Raw genomic sequence first — 22805 nt, 5'->3', positions numbered from 1 at the left:
CCGAATTGATGCTCAATATAAATCTGTATAGGACTATGTGTAGTATCTCAGTATAAAAACTACTGGCGATATCTAGTTTTAGGGTAATGTAATGCAAACAAATTGGAAAATTGGGTCTTTATTTGGAATTCCCCTGTTTTTAGACCCGTTATGGTTTGTGATTTTAGGGTTGGCAACTCTCAATTTTGGGGTAGCTTATCAGGAATGGGGGGCTGTTATAGCTTGGAGTGCTGGAATAGTGATGGCACTGTTGTTATTTGTTTCAGTGTTGTTACATGAGTTGGGTCACAGCTTGGCAGCCCGATCGCAAGGCATTAGAGTTAATTCAATTACTCTATTTATGTTTGGCGGGATTGCTGCTATTGAAGAAGAATCTAAAACTCCTTTCAAAGCCTTTCAAGTAGCGATCGCCGGGCCTTTGGTGAGTATCGGACTATTTTTCCTGCTCCGGCTGGGAACTATTGTGATACCTGATACCAGTCCGCTCAGTGTCATGGTTGGAGATTTGGCGAGAATTAACTTGGTGGTGGCTCTATTTAACATGATTCCCGGCTTACCTCTAGATGGAGGGCAAGTGTTAAAAGCAGCACTATGGCAAATAACAGGTAATCGTTTTCAAGCGGTACACTGGGCTGCAAAGGCGGGGCAAATTTTAGGTTATGGTGCGATCGCTTTAGGATTTGTTGTAGATTTTTTGACCAGAGAATTAGTCACTGGTTTGTGGATTGCGCTGTTAGGTTGGTTTGCTGTCCGCAACGCCAACACCTATGACAACATGACTACATTACAAGAAAGCCTACTCAAGGTAGTGGCGGCTGATGCAATGACCCGTGACTTTCGCGTAATTGATGCTGACCAGACATTGCGCTCCTTTGCCGATTTATACCTGTTGGAAACCGCTCCCTCACAGGTTTATTTTGCTGCTTCTGATGGACGTTACCGGGGTCTGGTTTCCATTGACGATTTGCGTTTAACCCAAAGGAGTGAATGGGAAACCCAAACCTTACACAGCATTGTGCATCCCCTGACAGAAATACCTACCGTTACAGAAGCAACATTGATAGCTGAGGTAATTAACAAGCTGGAAAATGAGCAATTACCTCGAATTACCGTACTTTCTCCGGCTGGCGCTGTAGCTGGTGTAATTGATCGGGGAGATATTGTGCGATCGTTGGCACAAAAGTTAAATTTGCGAATAACGGATGCAGAAATTAAGCGGATCAAAGAAGAAGGTAGCTATCCGCCTGGGTTGCAACTGGCAGGAATAGCGAAATCAATTACAAATTAAACGTCATACACTCGTCATAGTTTTGCAATAGACGCGTCAAAAGAGTGTGTGATATTTAAATTGGTATTTGGTTACAAAATGCTTTTTTTGGGTAAAAGGTAGGATTTCCTACCTTTTTTTATTTTAAAAGTATGGCGATCGCCCATTGGAGAAAAGTAACGAAGTTCAATTAGACGTAAGCTAATGAATGGAGTCTTTTTCGTACCAGAACCCAGACATATCAAACGGTTTCGTAAACCAGATTTACTCGCTTTTTACTTGTCACCAATAGCCCGGAAAACCTATTTAAGGGTTCTTTGTTGGAGTTTCACCTGGAATTGTAGTGCCATACGGTAGTTTTTGGGCAGGTGGCTCCACTTTTTCTCCAGGTAATGCTTCCGGCTTACCTTGTTGTGGGTCAACAAGCTTTGATTCATCTGGCAATGTTGAGTCGTTAAGGGCATTACGGAAGTATTTTCCTGTCAGCCCTGTTGCTGTTAAACTAGGTATACCAGCTCGGAGGTCAAAAACATAAGCAATATACTTTGTTGAGCGAGGAGGATTTGAAGTTTGAAAACGGCGAGCTACAAAACCAGTAGTGTCAAAGTCTCCTTTAACTACTACTAACATCAATGGCGGTTCTTCACCCATAAAGTTAATCTCACCCAAACCAGTAGAAGGAATTTCAGCAGCTTTGATTGGACGGGCAAAGATTGCTTCAGGTGTGCCGCTTAGTATATTAAATTCAAAAGAGTGAGCAAGGGTATAGTTGACAGCAGCTTGCTTAATTTCCTTTTCCGAAGCTGAGGTTAGCGGACGTTTTTGAAATATAGTCAACCGATTGATTTCTTCAGGAGACATTTTTTTGAGTATTTCAGAGGGAATGTTGCTTGGTTGATTTTGAGTTAAACCACATCTGATGGAAAGTTATTAAAACTTCCAGTTTAAAGTGAGTAAAATGTAAGTACATGATATACTACGTCTCTCACTTACCCTGGTTTTATGGCACTGCCAATTGTTGCAATTATCGGACGCCCAAATGTGGGCAAATCCACCCTGGTTAATCGACTCGCCGGGGAACAAACGGCGATTGTCCATGATGAACCGGGAGTGACACGCGATCGCACTTATCTACCAGCTTTCTGGAACGACCGGGAATTTTTAGTGGTAGACACTGGTGGTTTAGTTTTTAATGATGATACCGAATTTTTACCACTGATTCGCCAACAGGCAATGACAGCCCTTGCAGAAGCGTGTGGTGCTATTTTTGTCGTAGATGGTCAAACAGGCCCCACATCGGCAGATTTAGAAATCGCCGAATGGATGCGCCAACAACCCGTACCAGTGCTACTAGCTGTAAATAAATGTGAATCCCCAGAACAAGGCTTAATGCAAGCTGCTGAATTTTGGGTATTGGGATTGGGCGAACCTTACCCCATCTCCGCAATTCATGGTAGTGGCACAGGAGAGTTACTCGACGAGTTAATTAATCACATACCTGCAATTGAAGACATCCCAGATACTAATGAAATCAAAGTAGCAATTGTGGGACGTCCGAATGTGGGCAAATCGAGCTTACTCAATTCTTTTGTCGGGGAAGAGAGGGCAATCGTCAGCCCAATTTCTGGCACAACCCGCGATGCTATTGATACCGTCATTGAACGAGACGGGCAAACCTACCGCTTGATTGACACCGCAGGCATTCGCAAAAAGAAACACATCGAATACGGCACAGAATTCTTTAGTATTAACCGCGCTTTCAAAGCGATTCGCCGCGCTGACGTGGTTTTATTAGTAATAGATGCCGTAGATGGAGTCACTGAGCAAGACCAAAAATTAGCTGGGCGGATTATCGAGGAAGGTCGAGCTTGCATCATCGTCGTTAATAAGTGGGATGCTGTCGAAAAAGACTCTTATACAATCTACGACTACGAAAAAACTCTGCAATCACGGTTACATTTTACCGAATGGGCAGAAACAATTTTTGTGAGTGCCTTGTCAGGACAACGGGTAGAAAAGATTCTCGAATTGGTGAAAACTGCGGCGGAATCACACAAACGCCGTGTCAGCACATCAGTAATTAACGAAGTCTTAACAGACGCTGTTAGTTGGCATTCACCGCCAGCATCTCGTGGTGGGCGTCAGGGCAAGATTTACTATGGTACACAAGTAAGTAGCCAACCACCAACGATCGCTCTATTTGTGAATGATTCCAAACGCTTCAACGACAACTACCGCCGCTACGTTGAACGCCAATTCCGGCAACAGCTAGGATTTAAAGGCACGCCAATTATTTTACTGTGGCGGAGCAAAAAAGTCCGTGATGCCGAAAGTGGTAATGTTAATAGAGCAACTCGCGTCAAAATAAGTTAGGAGACGCGATGAATCGCGTCTGTACAAGGGAGACGCGATGAATCGCGTCTGTACAGGAGTTATGAGTTAAAGCCAAAATTGCTAACTACAGAACCCTATCGACTTGAGTTTGATAGCGGCATAAGGTAAAAGTTATGAGTTAAAGTCAAAACTCCTAACTCCTCATTCCTCACTCATAACTCTAAAATGGATTTATTGCGATCGCTGCCACTTGGACTTTATTTAGAACAACCCCAAACTTGGTTGCATAAAATTGATCCGCGAGTTAAGTTCGCCTGGTTGATGAGCTTTTTAACAAGCTATGTTTTGGCTAACAACCTTTGGCGTGTACTGCTGGTGGTATTGTTGATTATTGCCACCGTAATTGCTAGAATTCCGCGACGAGTATGGCGGCAGCAAATGGGTTGGCTATTAATACTATCGTTTTTTGTCTTAGCGATCGCCGCTATCAGTCCTGATGGAATGGGTGTAGATTATCAGTCACGCCTGCCAGCGAATGAACAAATATTAACCCAGCCATCAAAGTCCAATAATATTGTTCAAGAGCAAGTAGTTGAGAAAAAAAAATACAGCTACGTGCTATTTCACAAAGGGCCAGTGAAAGTGACTCGCTACTCCTTGAGTTTGGCAGTACGCTTGAGTACACTTATATTTACCGTGATTTACAGCACTAACCTGTATCTGCTGACAACCGCACCAGAAGAAATCACATCTGGCATAGAAAGCTTAATGCAACCCCTACGACGCTTCAAGTTGCCTGTCACAGAAATTGCTTTAACTTTAACCTTATCCTTGCGCTTTATTCCTCTGGTTTTAGAAGAAGTGCAAAATTTATTTCGCTCCGTGATGACAAGGGCAATTAATTGGAAAAAGCTGGGATTAAAAGGAGGATTCAAGCTTTGGATGACAGTCGCAGAGAGACTTTTGGAAAATCTGCTCTTACGAGCTGATCAAATGGCCAATGCAATGATGGTGCGGGGTTTTACCAGTCCCAATGAGCATCGAGTCCAATGGCATGACTTACGATTAAAAGGACGTGACTGGCTTGCGATCGCAACTTTAATCTTATTCTGGGGAATACGGTTAGCTATAGGAACTCAAGTCTAAATAATCAAATACTCTCTTTTTATGCGTCTTTGTGTAAGCGCGTAAGAGATTTCCAACAAATAAATTAAATTATCCAATCTTGTGGGGTGGGCCGAAAAGCCCGCCTTTGGCTGTGGGCGGGCTTTTCGGCCCACCCCACAATAAGTAGTTGAGTATTTTTTTATTTTGAAGTCCCTAATAGTGTGCTGTTCATTCAACTACCTCATTCACAGGGAATCTATCAATCAACTGCATCGCCCGATAGGCATTGCGTTGGAAAGAGTCTGGTAAATGGGGAACGTGGGGTATTTGCGATAATAAATCTAACGTCCGCCGTAAAATTCTCACCACATCGCCTTCATCCAAAGTGGTGTTCTCGCAGAGTTCAGTCCACTCCATTCCTAGCGCCCATTGTTCCACGATCGCAATTAACTCAAACTCCAACCATATAGGCAACGCTACGTTATAGCGTCGTTGTAGTTGGAACATTTGGCGGCGAATTCCCTGCAATTTTTTCAAGGCTTCTGTCACTTCATTACTGAGTTCAAAGTTAACCTTGCTATCTGGACGGGGCGTTTCCATCACCAAAGCTGCTGCTGCTGCTGCTAAATGCTGCGGATCTAACTGGCCCAATTCACCACTAGCGAATACTAAACCCAGCCACAATTCATTCTCACCTCGAATGGCGGCAGCAATTCGCCCTAATACTGTGGGCACTAAGTTATCTAAAGCGCCAAAGTGTTGCAGAATTGAGATTAAATTCAGAAATTCTTCCCAATGACGTTGTGACTGTTGCTCTACTTGTCCTTGTAACTGTTCAAGTTCGGCTTCTAGTTCGACATAGCGGGCGCGGCGCTTGAAAAGCGTGGCAGCATTGCCTGATTGATGTAGGGGATGAGCTTCTAATTGCTCTTGGACGGCGGTAGTGCGACTGAGTTGTTCTGCTACTTCTGGTGCCAGATGCAATGATTCTACCGGATCAGGAATACGCCCAGCGATCGCAAATGTTTCTTGATTGCCACGGCGCGACTGTCCTGGTTTCAAAGGCATCTCTGGCGGTGGTAGTACATCAGGCGGCACCTCAACTCGTGGGAGTTCGGCATACAAATCGACTACATCCCCTGTCGTTGCTACATACCAGCGATTATCATTTCCCAAGCATACCAAGTAAGAAGCTTGACCAGAACCAGGCGATTTCCCCACTAAGACTGCGGTTACGGGTGAAGACACTGTGATATTTTTGCCTTTGAGACTCAACAGAGTTCCTGACACTGCAAAGTCCAACATCATCCCCAATTCTTCTTGTCTGTCTGAGAGCGCTTGCTCTTGCAGAGTTTTCAATATCTGGCGTTCCACTTTCAGGCGTTGCCGCAATTTCTCATAAACAGCCAGTTCATTTTCATCAACTGCGGCGATTTGCTCATGTAGTTGAGCTAATTGTGTTTGTAGTTCGGCAATCTCATCGTATTCTGGTCTTAAATGCAAGGTGGCCATGTACTGCCCAAAACTGCGCTCTATTAGTTCCCTAGTTTGCTCTAGGGTGTGGGTTTGCAGCAAATTGAGTACCATGCCATAACTGGGCGTAAACTGGCTAACAAGAGGGTCTGGCTTGGATGTTCCTAAATACGCGGCTTCTTTGGCTCCTTCAAAGGGAGTTTGGACTGTCACCACATGACCTTGTTTATCCATCCCTCGGCGGCCTGCTCGTCCCGCCATTTGCAAAAATTCCGAAGCGTTCAACAGGCGGTGTCCGGTGTCAGTCCGCTTAGAAAGGGTGGAAATTACCGTTGTCCGCGCGGGCATATTAATTCCCGCCGCCAGTGTCTCAGTGGCGAATACTACTTTAATCAGCCCCTGCTGAAATAGTTCTTCTACCAGTGCTTTCCAAGCAGGCAAAATTCCGGCGTGGTGGGCAGCAATTCCCCGGTATAGGGGCGCAATTTGTCCAGAACGCCCGGCATCGGGATTGCGGGCTAAAAAGTCATCAATCTGTTCCCGTAAAATTTGGGACTCTTCACTATTTACCAGCCATAAATCACCCACTTCCGCCACCGCTTTATCACATCCCCGGCGACTGAAGATAAAGTAAATCGCTGGTAACATATCCCGTTGCTCTAACTGGCTCAAGGTAAAAATTATTCCCGGAGCCTCTGGTCTACCACTTCTCCCCTTCTCCCTTTCTCCCCCTCTTCCCTTCTTTTTCTGAAGCCGGGGGTTAATTTTGGTTTTGCTATCATTCAGCAGGGGAAATAACCCTTTGGGATTGCAAAAGTGAAATTCTAAGGGGACTGGACGAAAATCGGAGTAAATCAGGTCTGTTGGGCCGTGAACGCGATTTAGCCAGTCGGTGAGTTGATCGCTGTTGGCAACGGTTGCTGAAAGGGCTGCCAGTTGCACTTCACGGGGACAATAGATGATTGATTCTTCCCAAACTGTCCCACGTTGGCGATCGTTCATGTAGTGGCACTCATCAAGTATCACCGCTTCAACGTCTACTAATGAGATGCCGATTTGGCCAATAGGTGTGCCATAGAGCATATTTCGGAAAATTTCGGTGGTCATCACCAAAATCGGCGCATCCCTGTTAATGGAAGCATCTCCAGTTAACAGTCCGACTTGATCAAAACCAAATTTTTCTCGAAAGTCACGTAATTTTTGATTCGACAGCGCCTTCAGCGGAGTCGTGTAAAATACACGTTTTCCTCGCACTAGGGCGCGATAAATAGCGTATTCCCCGACTAATGTTTTGCCCGAACCTGTGGGCGCACATACGACTACGGAGCGTCCGGCGTTTAGGGACGCGATCGCTTCTTTTTGAAACTGATCCAGTTCAAAGGGAAATATAGACCCTAAGTCAAGTTCTGGAGACGGTGCAGGATAATTCACTCAATCACATTTGCAACCAGATTGTTTACATACTAACGAGTCTTTTGTCAACTTCGTTAGGGGGAGAGGGGAGTGGGGAGTAGGGAATAGGGAGTAGGTGATTAGGAAAATAATAAATTTTATTGAATTTTCCCCACTCCCCACTCCCCATTCCCCACTCCCCACTCTCTTATTTTCCCAGTTCTTGCGATCGCTCGGTAGCAGCTTTGACTGCTTCAATTAAAGCTGAACGAAATCCTGCCTGTTCTAGCTTGGCAATCCCCGCAATCGTTGTACCGCCGGGACTGGTAACACGATCTTTGAGTTCTGCTGGGTGCAGTTTCGTTGACTGCAACAGTTTCGCTGTTCCCAGTACGGTTTGCAAGGCTAGTTGATTGGCAATTACTCTAGGTAAACCTGCGGCGACTCCGCCATCAGCAAGTGCTTCTACTAACAGCGCTACGTAAGCAGGCCCGCTACCAGATAGCCCTGTGACTGCATCCATCAGCGCTTCTGATACTTCCACAACTTCGCCCACAGCTGAAAAAACTTGCTGTGCTATTTGGTGGTGCTTGGGGGTGGTGTATGCACCTGAACAAATCGCGGTAATTCCCGCTCCCACAGTTGCTGGGGTGTTGGGCATTGCTCTAATAACTGGCAATTGCACAAATGCAGCTTCTAGATGACTTAAAGTTACACCCGCCAAAATGGAAATGATCAGGGGTGCGTGTTCTCTATTAATAATATCAATATCTGCTAGTTCTTGAGCGATCGCGCTAAACACCTGCGGCTTCACTGCCAAAAAGACAACCTCTTTTGCTTGAGTGAAAACCTGGCTATTATCTGTCGTCACAACAACATCATATTGCTGTTTTAAAAAATCTAGGCGTGAAGATAGCGGTTCGCTAACTATGACTTCTGATGATTGATAAATTCCACGCGCGATAAGGCGGGATAAGAGCGCTTCTCCCATTACCCCGCCACCAATTAAACCAAATTTTATAGTCATTGATCATTTGTCATTTGTCATTAGTCATTCGTCGTTTGTCATTTGTCACTATTACCAAAACTCAGGACAAATGACAAAGGACAAACAACTAATTTAACTTTATTGTGCCATTCGGTTAGTTTCGTTGCCCCAGGCTTGATTTGAAGAACCTGGAGGACGAGCGGGACGGGCTGGCGGTTGTGGTACTTCATGAAGAACGCCACCTTGGGTGCTAACTTGGACACAGCTTGGTGTAAACAAAAAGATGCTCTCACCGATGCGCTCTTGATGTCCATCTAGTGCGTAAGTACCACCCGCAACAAAATCTACAGCTCGTTGAGCTTGATCTGGGTCCATGATTGTCAGATTTAATACCACTGACTTGCGTTCTCGCAACGCTTGAATTGCCTGGGGCATTTCTTCAAAGGTGCGTGGTTCAAGTACTAAAACTTCCGAAATTCCGTTAATTGCTCCTGGCATACCAATCACATTCCCCATTGGCTTTGAACCTGCTGCTATATCATCTCCCATTGTAGGCACTGGTTCCCGCCAGCGTCGATTTTGAGCGGTTGCGCTCTCTTGTGGTGCTGGTTGGGGATTTTCTTGCTGATACAGATTTTGGTAATTATTATCTGTTTCTGGTTCTTCTTCGTAATACTCATATTCCACTTGCTCATTTAGACCCACAAAGTCTCTGAGTTTGGAAAATATATTGTTCATTGTGTGTGTACTCTCCTGATGCGAATAGCCTGCATTGACTTGGCTTAAGATTGATTGAGCTAGGAGCGATGCCTACATCGGTAAACTACGCTACCTCGGTGGATACTTCAGCAAATCTATTGATTGCTATTTGTAGCCTATACTACCGATTTTAGCGATGAACTGACACTTATTGCAAAGGTATGTGCATCGCCTAAACATCATAAGGAGTCAAGATTATATCCTAAGGTTTGTCCGAAGGAAAGTTCTTTATACCTTATTCTCCCTTGGCGATTACTCTTGTCAATACTATATCCTTTGTTTCCAATTGCACCAGTCTGTGAGAAAATTCTTGTGATCAAATTCTCAACTTCTATTAATACTGAAGAGCAAGGTTGATGAACAAGAGGCTAAGAGCGATCGGTTAAAAGTATTGGGCGAATATAATTTGCTACTACATAAGCTCTCGTCTACGTCCGTAGACTAATGCCATATCAAGGGCTTGCTAATCCACGTTCGTCCACCAGTCATAAATTAGACTTGACAAACATCCTTTAAGGGATTTCTAACAAATAAATTACTACTGATTGTGGCGTAGGTCGAAAAGCCCGCCCATAGCCAAAGGTGGGCTTTTTGGCCCACCCGACAATCAGTAGTTAAGTATTTTTTTATTTGTCAGCCCTTAAGAGCGATCGCCAAACAATATCGTTCCTAATCGTACCATCGTTGCGCCTGCTTGCACTGCTAGTTCGTAGTCGCCTGACATACCCATAGACAGGTGCTGCATTTTAATCTGCGACCAGTTTTGCTCCTGGATTTCTTTTGCCAGTTCACGGTTGAGATTAAACACACTTAAAATTTCGGAATCATTTAATCCTGAAGGCGGAATTGTCATCAAACCTTGAATTTGTAAATTTTTGTATTGATTGAGTGTGGGTAAATCAGCCAATAGTTCTGGTACACTCCAACCAAACTTGTTGGGATCGGGGAGAATTTTCACTTGCAGGCAAACCTGGGGACTCACTCCTAGCTGTTGTGCCAATTGATCTAAGCGCTGTGCCAGGTTCAAATTATCTACGGAGTGAATCCAAGGGAATTGTTCAATGGCTTTTTTGGCTTTATTGCTTTGCAAATGTCCAATAAAGTGCCAGGTAATATCCGGTAAGTCTTGCAACTCGACTTGTTTGCTGGCGGCTTCTTGGATACGACTCTCCCCAAAATCACGAATTCCTGCGGCATAGGCAGACCGAATGGCCTGGGCAGAAACTTGCTTGCTAACAGCAATCAATCGGACTGAAGTTGGCAGTGAGGAGCGAATGGAAATAATACGTTCGGAAATCGAACTACTCATTGGAAGGTGCGTTGGAAAACACTCTGAAGCTGATCGTACTCCTGAGATTGTCCACTGCGCCGCAGGGTACGTAAGCGATTTTCCAACATCATTCTAGCCTCAGTACGTCCTAGAGACTGGAATTTAACACCTTTAACGTCATTTGCGACCAAAAAAAATAAGCGCTGGGCATAAAGTGTGGTGAACAAATCCTGGTTCTCATCAACCATACAGATTTTGTAGAGTAAACCCCAAGTTGGATGGTTTATGTAAGTTTCTGGGTTTTCTGAATTCATTTAATGGTCAAGGTGGGAGTATGTATATCTTTTCGCAGTGAATTCCAAACATTCAGACGATAATAACTTCCTTTCGCCAGAATATTTGCTTAAAATGCAAAACTGCGGTTACAAAGACCTTGATCTAGTTCCTACTGGGCAGATAAAGCTAGTGGTAGTGAAGCGAAATGGTACAACAGAAGCCGCGAAGCGTAGATTCAAAGAGTAGAGGCTGGTGGATAAACATCACCATCTGTTTGGTGACTTCAATTTATCAATCTGTAGGGAGAAGGCACAAAATAGCCCTGATCCTCTTGTCCAAAGTTCGGCGTGGCAAGGAAAAACACCCTTTGAACTTCCCAACACCAACAGCCAACTTTTTAACTTCTTTCCATATTGCCACAAATGTCGCCCAATGGCACAAAATCTTGACACTCTCAGCGTCTTTAGACAGGCTCGATTCTTGGTTCTAAGATATAAATTGCTCAAACAGGCTTACACGCACTCCTTCGCTTAATCTGGGCAGGCTTCGGTGAGCTTTACGCTTACCGGCTAGCTTCTAAGAGCATCTGTCCATTCCTCAAGATTAATTTGAGGGGTTTGGAGTAGTGCTACAAACCGCCCCAACAATGAATTTACATTTGGCCAAATATATAGTAATGGTATGCAGTTAAAAATGCTTTTTTGGTTTCGTATATCTTCTATACATGATTAACCATGTATATCTGACAGAAGCTATAGTCGCTATCAGCCTTGTTCAACCTTAGTAGACCAAGTTTCCACTACCGCGCAACTGACGCAAAGAATTGATACATAATGGACAGTCACATTTAAATAACCTAATTGCAGCATCGCTTTCCTCGTCAGTAAAGTTCAACATGGCAACATTCTGATCTGATACCGATGTGACAATGGTTGAGGAACGTGCAGATGAGGTATAAGGTTGCTTTCTCTCTGAATCTCGAATGCAGACAAAATCTGCTCCACCATGTGGGTTAGTGATACAGGTACGACCGTCTTGTGTGTGCATTAATCGCTGTGTAATACTACCACTAGCATGGGCAGGATTAACTACTGCCAGGGTAGACATCAGGGACACAAAGATTGAGGAAGTGGAAAGCAAATTCAGGATAATTCTTTTGTTCATAAATTCCTTAAGAAAATTGTCTACTAGTTTAGGGTATTCGATTCACTTTCAAACTTCAAGTGAATTATCTCTAAGAATAGTTAGGCTGACACTTATTACCCATAAAAGTTCCATATCTACACGGTTTGATCGCAAATTAGATGGGTATAAATAAACATAATACCCAGAAGCCCGACTTTTCGCCATGCCCTGAGCGTTTTATGTTTAATTAAGTTGATCTACTTACCTGGTTCAAGTCTGCGTAGACGCGTAGCGGTGAGGCGGCGCTGCACAGAGAAGTCAACCAATTTTGGATTTTGGAGAAAGCGATAGCGCCACGGAGAGCGAGTCCGCGTACTCCTGCGGAGGACAAGCTAGCAAGAGCGTCTCGTAGAGAGCGTCTTTTGGATTAACCTCGCCCACAAGGGGACAAGGCTTGAAGATTTGGGATTTGGGATTTTGAATTTATTCCGTCCACTAGGGGCAGGGCATGAACCGAAATAATCTAAAATCTAAAATCCAAAATCTAAAATCGTTAGGTCAAAGCGGCGGCTGTGGATAAACATTCTAGCTAGGACTCAAAAACAGCCAGCTTGAAATAGTTTGCAATAACAGCCAAGCATTTAAACTGCCGATAATAATCGCTACTAACCACGATAAAATCTGCAACCACCAAGGATTGACAAATTCACCCATTAAGCCTTTATTACTTGTAAAGATCACCAACGGCACTACGGCAAATGATAGCTGTAAACTCAAAAGAACTTGGCTAAAAATTAGTAAGCCGCTTGTACTCTTTTCTCCCAAAACTATAATTGAAATTAATGCTGGGATAATCGCAATTAATCTAGTTGATAACCTACGTAACCAAGGTTTCAGACGCAGGTTCAAAAAGCCTTCCATGACAATTTGCCCTGCTAAAGTGGCGGTAAGGGTTGAACTTTGCCCGGAAGCCAGTAATGCCACGCCAAAAATGGCGCTAGCGGCATTCACACCCAATAAGGGAGAGAGCAATTTATAAGCATCTTGAATTTCGGCAACATCCTGATTACCAGAAAAATGAAACGTGGCAGCAGCAATAATCAAAATTGCTGAGTTGATAAACAAGGCGAAACATAAAGCAACTGTAGAATCGATTGTGCTAAACTTAATAGCTTCCCATTTCTTTTGGGATGTTGATTCCCAATCGCGTGTCTGCACGATTGATGAGTGTAGATATAAGTTGTGTGGCATCACCGTTGCCCCCAAAATACCAATAGCAAGGTAGAGCATTTCTGGATTCTGGACAATTTCTATTTTGGGAACATAACCTAATAAAACTCCGCCCAAATCAGGACGCGAAAAGATGATTTCTGCTGCAAAGCAGATGCCTACAGTTGCTACCAACAAGATTACCAAAGCTTCTGTATAGCGAAAACCTTTGTTTTGTAGCAGTAACAATACAAATACATCTAAGGCTGTTATACACACGCCCCAACTCAGGGGAATGCCAAAAAGCAGTTGCAGCGCGATCGCACTTCCCAAAACTTCCGCTAAGTCACAAGCGGCGATCGCTATCTCACAAAGTACCCATAACCCAAAGTTGACGCGCGGACTGAAGTTATCTCGACAAGCCTGCGCTAAATCTCGCCCTGTTGCTACTCCCAACCGCACACACAACGATTGCATTAAAATCGCCATCAAGTTGGAAAGCATAATCACCGCTAGCAAGGCATAACCAAATTTAGCCCCGCCAGCTAAGTCAGTCGCCCAGTTACCAGGGTCCATATACCCTACAGATACGAGATATCCTGGGCCTCCATAAGCCAGCATCTTCCGCCAGATGCTTTTGGTGTTAGGAATCCTAATGCTGCGGTGAACTTCAGGTAGGCTAGGCTTCCTGGTGGGTTTTTCTGGAAAGGGCATTGTTTACACTCTGATTTTTTCATAATTCTGTCATAATTTTTTAAAAAACTCACCAGGGTAGCTACTTCTATAAGGTTAGAAATCTTGATATTCACTAAATATTAGTAGAAACATTCAACAATAAACCTAAATCTTGTATTGATATAGATTCTCGTTCTTAAATTCTCAACTTGTAAAAACTTCTTTTTTTTATTACATTTGAGAATAGGCTCATATATTAAGTAACTTACTAGCCTCAACAGAAAAAATGAAGCAAAAACGACATTCAGAATCTTCAGGTTGTTCCAGCTGTGAACATGATCATCACGAGAATCATAATCATGATCATAATCATGATGAGAATCATAACCATGACCACAATCACGACCACGGTGGAGAATTCAATCTGAAAGATGAGGTATTGCCTTTGGTAATGATTTTAAGTTTATATGCGCCTGGTGTAATTTTTGAAAATCAATTACACAATACATTCTACTCGATAGGTGAATATCTGCTTTTCATCCCTGCCTATTTATTAAGTGGATGGAGTGTTTTAAAAACTGCTGGGCGTAATATCCTCAAAGGTAGAGTATTTGATGAAACATTTTTGATGACAGTAGCGACATTAGGGGCGATCGCAATTCATAAATTACCCGAAGCTGTGGGGGTAATGTTATTTTACAAAATTGGGGAATTGTTCCAAGATATTGCCGTCAGTCGTTCTCGTAGTTCCATCAAAGCCTTGTTGGAAGTGCGTCCAGATTATGCGAATATCCAAATAGAGGGAGAACTCAAGAAAGTATCGCCAGAAACAGTAAATATTGGGGATATTATTATTGTCAAACCCGGAGAAAAGATTCCCTTAGATGGCGAAATTATAGATGGTAATTCGCAAGTTGATACATCTGCATTAACTGGAGAATCTGTGCCGCGAACTGTGAGGCTGGGAGAAACAGTTTTGGCTGGGATGATCAACAAAATAGGTGTTCTCAGCATTAGAGTAACAAAACTCTTTGATGAATCTTCCATTGCCAAGATTTTAGACTTGGTGCAAAATGCCAAAAGTAAAAAAGCAGAAACAGAAAAGTTTATTACTAAATTTGCCCGATATTACACACCAGTAGTAGTTTTTACATCTCTAGCAGTTGCACTATTACCTCCTTTATTAATTTCCGGTGCAAGTTATTCAGAATGGGTTTATCGTGCCCTAATTTTATTAGTTATTTCCTGTCCGTGTGGACTGGTTATCAGTATTCCATTAGGTTACTTCGGAGGTGTGGGAGGTGCAGCTAGACGTGGTATTTTGGTTAAAGGCTCTACTTTTCTAGATACTTTAAATGCAGTTAATACAGTTGTTTTTGATAAAACTGGAACGTTAACTAAAGGTGTATTTAAAGTAGCAAATATAGTACCATTAAATGGCTGGAATGAACAAGAATTACTGCAATTAGCTGCCAAGGTAGAATCGCACTCAAATCATCCGATCGCTCAATCTATCCGCAAGGCTTATGGGGGAAAAATCGATGAATTTGAGGTGAGAGATTATCAAGAGATAGCAGGCTATGGAATTAAAGCCAAGGTTGAAAATAGGGTAGTGATAGCGGGAAGCGATCGCCTATTACATAGAGAGAAGATTGCTCATGATAATTGCCAGTTAGAGGGAACAGTTATTCATCTAGCAGTGGATAATATTTACGTTGGGTATATTGTGATTGCTGATGAACTCAAAGAAGATGCGAGACTTGCTATTCAAGCACTCAAGCGAATGGGTGTAGAGAGAACAGTAATGTTGACAGGAGATAATCAAGCGATCGCTTCCCGGATTGCTCAACAGCTTGGCATAGATGCCTATGAAGCAGAGTTATTACCTGAAGAAAAAGTTAATGCCATTGAGAAGTTACTCAGCACCGCTGGCAAGCATGGTAAAGTTGTCTTTGTTGGGGATGGCATTAATGATGCGCCAGTGATTGCTAGAGCAGATGTTGGTATGGCAATGGGTGGGTTAGGCTCAGATGCGGCGATAGAAACTGCCGATATTGTGATCATGACAGATGCACCCTCAAAAGTGGCAGAAGCAATCCAAATCGCCAGAAAAACAAGGCAAATTGTTTGGCAAAATATTGGGTTCGCTTTAGCAATTAAAGTTGTATTTATTGGATTGGGTATTTTTGGGATAGCGACAATGTGGGAAGCTGTCTTTGCTGATGTCGGAGTAGCAATGCTGGCAATTTTAAACGCAACTAGAGCGATGAAATAAACTTTCTAGAAAATCGGTAATCTGTAATTGGGAAATTGTAGTAGTTAAATTATGAGTACTTCTCACTCATATTCTACTACCCAATAATAGAACCTATGAATTCATCAATCAAAGGCATTGCTACAGCTACTTTAGCTTTACTGCTAAACTATTCAGCAAACCCAGCCTTTGCACTACCCCAGAAAATCAATCATCCAATTACTGTTGCTAAATCGCAACCATTAACAGACACCTTGATTGTTCCTGGGGAAAGAGTGGGGCCGATAACACGCACAACCACCAAGCAAGATTTAATCAAACTGTTTGGCGCGTCTCGTCTTGTTGATAAAACTATTTCCGGTGCTGAAGGAATCGGTAGTTTTGCAGCTACTCAGGTAAATCTAAATCAGGAGCGATCTTTATTGGTAGTTTGGAGTGATAAAACTCGTACTAAACCTTTAAATGTGCGTAACCTGGGTTCAGCTTGGAAAACCCGCGAAGCTATTGGAGTGGGAACCCCGTTGAGCGAGTTACGCAAGAAGTTAGGTGATTTTAAACTTTATGGATTGGCGTGGGATTACGGCGGTACTATTTTGTTAGATAGTAGTAAATTATCCCGTTATCAAGGCAAACTCATTTTACGAGTAGATACGGCTCCCAATGCTTCTGAAAAGTTCCCCAATGACTACCAAGCGGTGTCTGGGGATAGTACTTTTTCTTCTAGCAATCCCCACTGGAAACCTCTGGGAATTAGGTTAGCAGAAATTATCGTTGTATTGAATTCAAGTAAGTAGTGGTATGTTAAGACGCACTTTAGGCAGAATTTGACATCCGCAGCGAGAAGTTTAGGCAGATGAAGAAAGCTGTAGCAATTGAGGCTGGTACGGCAGTCAAGTTTCAATTAGAACAGCAACTTCTTGATGAAGAGGCAAAACTGGCACATCTTAGCGATGAACTGGATAAAATTGAGTCTGCATTGCGATCATCAGACTTGTGTAAATATACAGTTAATTGGTAGATGTAAATCAGGATTTGCTAACCCAGGCAACAAGGAAAATAGAGATATTAAGTTAATTGGTGTTTGTTTATACTATTTCAATTTTTTGTAGTGGTTATACTCATAACTTAGGTTCTACCTGGGAATTAGGAAGTGGCTTTGCCACTTCTTTTTATTTATCTAGTAGTCGATTAAAAGTTAAAAGTAATTTTGTTGAACTTTTAACCTTTATTAATTGTTATACTATTTCACAAAATATCTGCTAGTCATACATTGGTAGAGGCGTACATCTATACACCCCTACAAACGATTCATTTCTTGCAAAGATTGTTGACAATAGTTATGATACCGTGCGCGTTTAATTGGCCAAGCAGTCTGACGGAATTTTGGTCATATAGATATGATGTTAGTCATTACTCATTGTATCTTGCCATCTCTCACGTTTGGGCTTGCTCTCCACATCGCGCGATCGCGCTTCTTGCCAAGTCCCCCACATTAGGGATTGCTGTTTTTCAACATGGTTAATAAACTGCATGATTGGCTGATCTACTTTGATGGGAGTTTTCAAATCAAACTGAATTGTTTGGAGAATCTTGATGTCACCCATGAAAAAGAACTTACCTGCAATTTTAGTCAGCCATAACACAATTCGATTGCATAACCAACCAAAAATTCCTTTACGTTTCTTAGTGATCAACAAGATTTGACCTTCAGCTTTTCCCCCTTCGTGGAGGCGAACTGCTAACATCGTGTGGACATGGAAAAATTCGGGGCCAAGTGTCGCAATGCTAATGCTACCGTACCAATAGCAAATACTGTAAGTTATGGCATTTTTGTAGAAAAGACGGATGATCTTAATGAAAGAGGAATTATCTTTGATGGGTGTAGTGTTAGTGAAAATAATCGCATTCTCGTTCAGTTCCTGTCTTTCAAAAATAATTTCTATTGGCAGTTGATGAACTGTATTCAGGTGTTGAGCATCGATGGGGTTAATCATCACCACGTTGGGGTGACAGTTCATCACAAAGTGAGAATGGATGGCGACATCACACTCTTTTTGTTCCAACTCTGGAACAAAAGGTAAGGGTTGTTGTGGTATTTCTCCAGTCCAAACCCAAATCATCCCATACTTTTCAGCAGTGGGCCAAGTTTGTAATTTTAAGGAAGGCGGTGTATCTAAACAAGGGATATCAATACACATCCCTTCAGCATCAAACTTCCAGTGGTGGAAAAAACAACGTAGTGTATTACCCTCAACTTTGCCTTCAGCAAGGTGAGCGCCCATGTGTGGACAGTAGGCATCAAAGGTAACTACTCTTTTGTCTTTACCACGGTAAATCACTAATTCTCTACCCAAAATCGTGACAGGTTTTACTTCACCCACCCGCAGATTTTGAGAGGGTATTACCCAATACCATCCCTCAATAAAACGCTCTGGATTATTAAAAATTTTAGGTTTACGGGTTGAGCTAAAAGTCTGCGAGTTGAGATTCATTTTTATGGTTTCACTTGAAGTGAAGCAATTGATCTAGAAGTAACATGAGAACTATAAAAAAACAGTTACTTTCAGTACCATGACAAACAGTTACCCAATAAATGGATAAAATTAATCAGGTAAATTCTTAGGCAAATATTCTTAAAAATGTCAAAGTTATGACAATCAAATATCAGCTAGACTAAGCTAGTGTCCATTTAGAATAGATATTTGAAAAATTAAAACTTAGTAAAATCTCTAATTAGATAAAATTTTCAACTACTGATGCCAAGATTTTGCTAAACTCTCAAAGGATTTAATAATTAGTAAAATATGTCATAATAATTACAAGAGTTGGGAAAATCTACCGTGTTAACTCAAGATAAAAAACTGCTTTTAATTGGTCAGGTAACAGATTTAAGCAAAATCCCGATCAGGACAATTCGTTATTACGAAAGTTTAGGCTTAATCAATTCATCAAGACGAACAGAGGGAGGCTTTCGCCAGTTTTCATTGGATGTGCTAACTCGTCTAGCATTCATTAAAAGGGCACAAAATCTTGGTCTTAGCCTAGAGGAGATTGGAAATATTCTTCAGGTTTATGACCAAGGACAAGCTCCATGTGGTGAAATCAAAGAGAAGCTCGAAGATAAGGTATTGCAGATTGATCGCCAAATTGATCAGTTGTTAACTTTACGCTCTGAAATAGAGGGATTACTTTCAGGTTGGAAGAATATGGGCGGACAGCATGAGGATACAATTTGTCCGATTATTCAAAACACCAGTCATACAATTGACAAAAATCTTTGCAACAGATGAATCGGCTTTAGATCAATACGGTTCGGATAAGACTTGATCCCCCCAACCCCCCTTAAAAAGGGGGACTAAGAATGACTCTATTTCCCCCTTTTTAAGGGGGAATAAGGGGGATCTTTAGGGACTATGCACCTTAACCGAACCATATTTATTGGGCTGTAGATAGGTAAGATTGCACCCCTACGACGAACCGCAGATGTATCAAGATTTTCATGAATTGGTATCAGGACTTTTATAGAGAAGAAACCACCATAACTCTAGTCCAATTAAGGCTAAACCTGCGATCGCAACACCAACTTTCAAGCCCAAAGGTTGCTCAATACGATGAAATTGGCTGGTTTGCTCTGGCGAGTGGGCTGGCATTTCTGCTAATGCTACGCCTGATGTTCCAGTGAGCAGGACTAAAGCTGTAAGGCTTCCCCAAAGCGTTTTTTGACTGAACATTTCCTAAATTAACCTGCAATTATAAGATAGCTTTTGGTTGAAAGTTACGCAATCTGAGAGCATTGCTAACAACAGAAAGCGAAGAAAGAGCCATCGCCGCCCCGGCGATAATTGGATTGAGTAACCAACCAAAGATGGGGAACAGAATTCCCGCCGCAATCGGAATACCAATGACGTTGTAAATAAAGGCAAAGAAGAGATTTTGCCTAATATTATTGATGGTGGCGCGACTAAGTTGAATAGCTGTAACAATTCCTTGTAAATCTCCAGAAATTAGGGTAATATCGCTAGCTGCGATCGCTACATCTGTTCCTGTCCCAATAGCAATTCCCACATCAGCTTGTGCTAAGGCTGGGGCATCATTTATGCCATCACCTACCATTGCGACAATTTTGGATTTTGGATTTTGGATTTTGGATTTTGAATTGCGAAATCTCTCTATCTCCCCTTGCAGAGATTGGATAATTGCCGCCTTCTGATCTGGACGGACTTCGGCAAAGATTCGCTGGATGCCAACTTGTAGAGCGATCGCATCAGCAGTTTTACGATTATCTCCAGTGAGCATTACTACTTCTAAACCTAGCTTCTGTAAAGCTTTTACCACTGCTGTTGATGAAGGTTTGAGGGCATCGGCAATACCCATTATTCCTTGTAGTTCGCCATCTACAGCAATCAAAATTACTGTTTTACCAGCAGTTTCCCAGGCATCTTTATACTGTTGGAGAGTTATGGTGTTAATTCCAAGTTCGGTTAACCAACGTTGTGTACCAATTTGCACAAGCTGATTTGAAACAACTGCTTGTACACCACTACCTGCGATCGCCTGAAAGTTCTTTGCCTCTGTTAAACTCACCTCTTGAGACTGGGCGTATTTCACTACAGCTTCAGCTAAAGGATGCTCAGAATTTCGTTCTACCGTTGCTGCTAACTGTAAAAGCGTGATTTCATTACCATTAGCTGTGCCGTTGACAGTCACAAAGTCTGTAACTGTAGGTTTACCCTGAGTCAAAGTGCCAGTTTTATCTAAAACGATGGTTTTAATTTTGTGTGCTAGTTCTAAACTGTCCGCACCTTTAATCAAGATGCCATTTTCTGCACCTTTGCCCGTCCCCACCATTACAGATGTGGGGGTAGCTAAACCCAAAGCACAGGGACAAGCGATAATCAGTACACCTACCGTTGTCGTTGTTGCTAGGGTGAGGTTGCCTGTGAAATTAAACCAAATCACAAAAGTGGCGATCGCGATCGCAATCACAGCTGGTACAAACCATCCTGTGACTTGATCTGCCAAGCGCTGAATTGGGGCTTTAGAACCTTGCGCTTGTTGCACCAGTTTGACGATTTGAGCCAAAAACGTATCATTTCCGACTCGTGTCACCCGAAACTGAAACGCACCCGCACCGTTAATTGTCGCCCCAATCACCTCATCTCCTGGCTGCTTTTTGACTGGCAAACTTTCACCCGTCACCATCGCTTCATCTACCGTTGAAGCGCCTGTAATCACTTCGCCATCTACCGGAATCTTCTCACCAGGACGCACCAAAATCACATCGTTGATTATGACTTCGGCGATCGGAAGATCAATTTCCTTACCATAACGGATAACTCTGGCATCTCTAGCTTGCAGTCCAATGAGTTTGCGGATGGCTTCAGAAGTTTGTCCCCTAGCGCGATTTTCCAACAACCGCCCCAACAAAATTAAGGTAATGACGATCGCAGCAACTTCGTAATAAACATGAGGTATCAAGCCCTGAGCAATAAAAAATTTCGGGAAAACAGTCACAAACAAAGAATATAGATACGCTGCACTTGTGCCCAAAGCAATCAGCGTGTCCATCGTCGCCGTATGCCGCTTGAGCGATTTCCAGCCATTCCGGTAAAAAGATCCACCACACCAAAATACGACGGGAGTTGTCAGGACTAACTGTATCCAAGGATTTTGCAGGAAGCTTGGAATTAAGGGTAAGTTCAACCCAGTCATCATGGACAACGACCCCAAAAATAGGAAAATGCTAATTACACCTCCCACCAATACCTTGAGCGAGAGTTTGCGTTGTAATGCTTGCCTACTCGCAATCTCTGCATCGTCTTCTTCGGAGAGTATTTCTTCCTGGAGTGAGTAAGAAGAGTATCCCGCAGATGCGATCGCAGCTTGGATTTTCTCTAAATTGGCTAGAGAGCGATCGTATTTGATCGCGGCTTGCTCTGCTCCAAAGTTAACGTTGGAATCAATCACCCCAGGAACAGAGCGAATTGCCTTTTCGATGTTGTTAGCGCAAGCGGCGCAACTCATGCCTCGAAGTTTGAGTGTGAGAGTATCCATAACTAGATGAACCGCCGTGATTGGTGTGGAAGGATCTTAAACATTAGGCAACTGGATAGCCAGCAGCAGCCAACGCTTCCTTAATTGCTGTTTCTGATGCTTGGGTTTCTACACTGACAAGCTTGGTTGTTGGATCAGCCTGAACGCTAGCATTGGCATCGACTGCCTGAAGTGCTTTGGTGATGGTGCTTGCACAAGCAGAACAAGCCATGTTGGGAACTGTGAGTTGGAGAGTCATAGATTTACGGGATAAAGTGGAAAAGCTAGCCAAACCAAACTGGATGACTCAGCGTATCCCTCACACCTGAGAAATTTCTGGTTGAGAGTCGCCTTGAATTCATCCTAGACTCTCTAGCCGGCTGGAGAGTCTAGAGATTTTTAAAAGTTTTTCACTAAACTTCAAATTTCTTTACAATTTTGGTTTGGCTGAGTAAGTGTTGCCGATCAAAAATACAACGTACTACAAAACACTTGTCATCCGATGAAAGTGTGTGTTATTAAGGCTATATAACCTGTTGTTTTCCCCACAGTTCTGGGAAAATGACCCTCCGCACCACTTGAGACGCGGCTGCTGAACCCAAGTCTCCTAATCTCTTCACAACAAAGGGTCTTTTTTAAGACC

Annotated in this window: 20 protein-coding genes; 8 read left to right on the top strand and 12 right to left on the bottom strand. The window is 42.8% G+C overall.

Annotated features, from left to right (window positions below; translation table 11 throughout):
* The first annotated feature begins 91 nt into the window (after positions 1-91).
* Positions 92-1288: a site-2 protease family protein gene (locus HWQ23_RS31150; protein WP_292837366.1), complete on the top strand. Its 1197-nt coding sequence runs from the start codon at positions 92-94 to the stop codon at positions 1286-1288.
* Between the two features lie 285 nt (positions 1289-1573).
* Here the strand turns inward: HWQ23_RS31150 and HWQ23_RS31145 are convergent, their stop codons facing one another.
* The gene (locus HWQ23_RS31145) at positions 1574-2128 is read right to left on the bottom strand and encodes a hypothetical protein (RefSeq protein ID WP_292837364.1); all 555 of its coding nucleotides are present in this window, start codon (positions 2126-2128) and stop codon (positions 1574-1576) included.
* 141 nt (positions 2129-2269) lie between these two features.
* Here HWQ23_RS31145 and der point away from each other — a divergent pair, with 141 nt between their 5' ends.
* Entirely contained in the window at positions 2270-3640 is a 1371-nt protein-coding gene (der, locus tag HWQ23_RS31140) for a ribosome biogenesis GTPase Der (RefSeq protein ID WP_292837362.1), read from the top strand.
* Between the two features lie 186 nt (positions 3641-3826).
* Positions 3827-4747, top strand: coding sequence for an energy-coupling factor transporter transmembrane component T family protein (locus tag HWQ23_RS31135; RefSeq protein WP_292837360.1), 921 nt, complete (start codon positions 3827-3829; stop codon positions 4745-4747).
* 189 nt (positions 4748-4936) lie between these two features.
* Here HWQ23_RS31135 and HWQ23_RS31130 read toward each other — a convergent pair whose 3' ends face one another.
* The 5 genes from HWQ23_RS31130 to pipX form a co-directional block, all read right to left on the bottom strand.
* Positions 4937-7612 (bottom strand): DEAD/DEAH box helicase, encoded by a 2676-nt coding sequence (locus tag HWQ23_RS31130; protein WP_292837358.1) that lies wholly within the window; start codon positions 7610-7612, stop codon positions 4937-4939.
* A 169-nt stretch (positions 7613-7781) separates the two neighbouring features.
* Positions 7782-8600, bottom strand: coding sequence for a pyrroline-5-carboxylate reductase (gene proC / locus HWQ23_RS31125; protein WP_292837356.1), 819 nt, complete (start codon positions 8598-8600; stop codon positions 7782-7784).
* A gap of 99 nt (positions 8601-8699) precedes the next feature.
* A complete protein-coding gene (locus HWQ23_RS31120) occupies positions 8700-9299 on the bottom strand; it encodes a cell division protein SepF (protein WP_292837354.1) in 600 nt (199 codons plus the stop codon).
* Between the two features lie 661 nt (positions 9300-9960).
* Positions 9961-10629, bottom strand: a complete 669-nt coding sequence (locus tag HWQ23_RS31115; RefSeq protein WP_292837352.1) for a YggS family pyridoxal phosphate-dependent enzyme — start codon at positions 10627-10629, stop codon at positions 9961-9963.
* Positions 10626-10904, bottom strand: a complete 279-nt coding sequence (gene pipX, locus HWQ23_RS31110) for a transcriptional coactivator PipX (RefSeq protein ID WP_292837350.1) — start codon at positions 10902-10904, stop codon at positions 10626-10628. The genes HWQ23_RS31115 and pipX overlap by 4 nt, the downstream gene beginning before the upstream one ends.
* Before the next feature lie 167 nt (positions 10905-11071).
* Here pipX and HWQ23_RS31105 point away from each other — a divergent pair, with 167 nt between their 5' ends.
* Positions 11072-11356 carry a hypothetical protein gene (locus HWQ23_RS31105; RefSeq protein ID WP_292837349.1) on the top strand — a complete coding sequence of 95 codons (285 nt, stop codon included), beginning with the start codon at positions 11072-11074 and terminating at the stop codon, positions 11354-11356.
* 290 nt (positions 11357-11646) lie between these two features.
* Here HWQ23_RS31105 and HWQ23_RS31100 read toward each other — a convergent pair whose 3' ends face one another.
* Together HWQ23_RS31100 and HWQ23_RS31095 are read right to left on the bottom strand one after the other, a co-directional pair.
* The gene (locus tag HWQ23_RS31100; protein ID WP_292837348.1) at positions 11647-12030 is read right to left on the bottom strand and encodes a hypothetical protein; all 384 of its coding nucleotides are present in this window, start codon (positions 12028-12030) and stop codon (positions 11647-11649) included.
* Positions 12031-12576: 546 nt separating this feature from the next.
* Entirely contained in the window at positions 12577-13914 is a 1338-nt protein-coding gene (locus HWQ23_RS31095) for an Nramp family divalent metal transporter (protein WP_292837346.1), read from the bottom strand.
* A gap of 247 nt (positions 13915-14161) precedes the next feature.
* Between HWQ23_RS31095 and HWQ23_RS31090 the strand changes: the two genes are divergently transcribed.
* The 3 genes from HWQ23_RS31090 to HWQ23_RS31080 all read left to right on the top strand — a co-directional run bounded on the left by HWQ23_RS31090 (position 14162) and on the right by HWQ23_RS31080 (position 17147).
* Positions 14162-16150, top strand: coding sequence for a heavy metal translocating P-type ATPase (locus HWQ23_RS31090; RefSeq protein ID WP_292837344.1), 1989 nt, complete (start codon positions 14162-14164; stop codon positions 16148-16150).
* A 95-nt stretch (positions 16151-16245) separates the two neighbouring features.
* The gene (locus HWQ23_RS31085; RefSeq protein ID WP_292837342.1) at positions 16246-16923 is read left to right on the top strand and encodes a hypothetical protein; all 678 of its coding nucleotides are present in this window, start codon (positions 16246-16248) and stop codon (positions 16921-16923) included.
* Between the two features lie 59 nt (positions 16924-16982).
* Positions 16983-17147 carry a hypothetical protein gene (locus tag HWQ23_RS31080; RefSeq protein ID WP_292837340.1) on the top strand — a complete coding sequence of 55 codons (165 nt, stop codon included), beginning with the start codon at positions 16983-16985 and terminating at the stop codon, positions 17145-17147.
* Positions 17148-17532: 385 nt separating this feature from the next.
* On the opposite strand, the gene HWQ23_RS31075 is transcribed toward HWQ23_RS31080, so the two are convergent.
* Positions 17533-18621, bottom strand: coding sequence for an aromatic ring-hydroxylating dioxygenase subunit alpha (locus HWQ23_RS31075; RefSeq protein ID WP_292837338.1), 1089 nt, complete (start codon positions 18619-18621; stop codon positions 17533-17535).
* Between the two features lie 348 nt (positions 18622-18969).
* Here HWQ23_RS31075 and HWQ23_RS31070 point away from each other — a divergent pair, with 348 nt between their 5' ends.
* Positions 18970-19419: a heavy metal-responsive transcriptional regulator gene (locus tag HWQ23_RS31070; RefSeq protein ID WP_292837336.1), complete on the top strand. Its 450-nt coding sequence runs from the start codon at positions 18970-18972 to the stop codon at positions 19417-19419.
* Between the two features lie 207 nt (positions 19420-19626).
* Here the strand turns inward: HWQ23_RS31070 and HWQ23_RS31065 are convergent, their stop codons facing one another.
* Genes HWQ23_RS31065 through HWQ23_RS31055 form a run of 3 tightly spaced genes read right to left on the bottom strand, consistent with a single transcriptional unit; the run spans position 19627 to position 22421 of the window.
* Positions 19627-19860: a hypothetical protein gene (locus HWQ23_RS31065; RefSeq protein ID WP_292837334.1), complete on the bottom strand. Its 234-nt coding sequence runs from the start codon at positions 19858-19860 to the stop codon at positions 19627-19629.
* Positions 19861-19879: 19 nt separating this feature from the next.
* Positions 19880-22183, bottom strand: a complete 2304-nt coding sequence (locus HWQ23_RS31060; RefSeq protein WP_292837332.1) for a heavy metal translocating P-type ATPase — start codon at positions 22181-22183, stop codon at positions 19880-19882.
* Between the two features lie 43 nt (positions 22184-22226).
* Positions 22227-22421, bottom strand: a complete 195-nt coding sequence (locus HWQ23_RS31055) for a heavy-metal-associated domain-containing protein (protein WP_100898972.1) — start codon at positions 22419-22421, stop codon at positions 22227-22229.
* Positions 22422-22805 lie beyond the last annotated feature (384 nt).

The organism is Nostoc sp. JL33 (genome assembly GCF_017114985.1).
In the GTDB taxonomy this organism is placed as follows: Bacteria; Cyanobacteriota; Cyanobacteriia; order Cyanobacteriales; family Nostocaceae; genus Nostoc.
This window is presented reverse-complemented; position numbering and strand designations above follow the sequence as displayed.

What these genes read in the sequence shown, in the direction of transcription:
- HWQ23_RS31150 (WP_292837366.1), top strand. Translation starts at nt 92, where the DNA reads ATGCAAACAAATTGGAAAATTGGGTCTTTATTTGGAATTCCCCTGTTT.
- HWQ23_RS31145 (WP_292837364.1), bottom strand. Translation starts at nt 2,128, where the DNA reads ATGTCTCCTGAAGAAATCAATCGGTTGACTATATTTCAAAAACGTCCG.
- der (WP_292837362.1), top strand. Translation starts at nt 2,270, where the DNA reads ATGGCACTGCCAATTGTTGCAATTATCGGACGCCCAAATGTGGGCAAA.
- HWQ23_RS31135 (WP_292837360.1), top strand. Translation starts at nt 3,827, where the DNA reads ATGGATTTATTGCGATCGCTGCCACTTGGACTTTATTTAGAACAACCC.
- proC (WP_292837356.1), bottom strand. Translation starts at nt 8,600, where the DNA reads ATGACTATAAAATTTGGTTTAATTGGTGGCGGGGTAATGGGAGAAGCG.
- HWQ23_RS31120 (WP_292837354.1), bottom strand. Translation starts at nt 9,299, where the DNA reads ATGAACAATATATTTTCCAAACTCAGAGACTTTGTGGGTCTAAATGAG.
- HWQ23_RS31115 (WP_292837352.1), bottom strand. Translation starts at nt 10,629, where the DNA reads ATGAGTAGTTCGATTTCCGAACGTATTATTTCCATTCGCTCCTCACTG.
- pipX (WP_292837350.1), bottom strand. Translation starts at nt 10,904, where the DNA reads ATGAATTCAGAAAACCCAGAAACTTACATAAACCATCCAACTTGGGGT.
- HWQ23_RS31105 (WP_292837349.1), top strand. Translation starts at nt 11,072, where the DNA reads ATGGTACAACAGAAGCCGCGAAGCGTAGATTCAAAGAGTAGAGGCTGG.
- HWQ23_RS31100 (WP_292837348.1), bottom strand. Translation starts at nt 12,030, where the DNA reads ATGAACAAAAGAATTATCCTGAATTTGCTTTCCACTTCCTCAATCTTT.
- HWQ23_RS31095 (WP_292837346.1), bottom strand. Translation starts at nt 13,914, where the DNA reads ATGCCCTTTCCAGAAAAACCCACCAGGAAGCCTAGCCTACCTGAAGTT.
- HWQ23_RS31090 (WP_292837344.1), top strand. Translation starts at nt 14,162, where the DNA reads ATGAAGCAAAAACGACATTCAGAATCTTCAGGTTGTTCCAGCTGTGAA.
- HWQ23_RS31085 (WP_292837342.1), top strand. Translation starts at nt 16,246, where the DNA reads ATGAATTCATCAATCAAAGGCATTGCTACAGCTACTTTAGCTTTACTG.
- HWQ23_RS31080 (WP_292837340.1), top strand. Translation starts at nt 16,983, where the DNA reads ATGAAGAAAGCTGTAGCAATTGAGGCTGGTACGGCAGTCAAGTTTCAA.
- HWQ23_RS31075 (WP_292837338.1), bottom strand. Translation starts at nt 18,621, where the DNA reads ATGAATCTCAACTCGCAGACTTTTAGCTCAACCCGTAAACCTAAAATT.
- HWQ23_RS31065 (WP_292837334.1), bottom strand. Translation starts at nt 19,860, where the DNA reads ATGTTCAGTCAAAAAACGCTTTGGGGAAGCCTTACAGCTTTAGTCCTG.
- HWQ23_RS31060 (WP_292837332.1), bottom strand. Translation starts at nt 22,183, where the DNA reads ATGGATACTCTCACACTCAAACTTCGAGGCATGAGTTGCGCCGCTTGC.
- HWQ23_RS31055 (WP_100898972.1), bottom strand. Translation starts at nt 22,421, where the DNA reads ATGACTCTCCAACTCACAGTTCCCAACATGGCTTGTTCTGCTTGTGCA.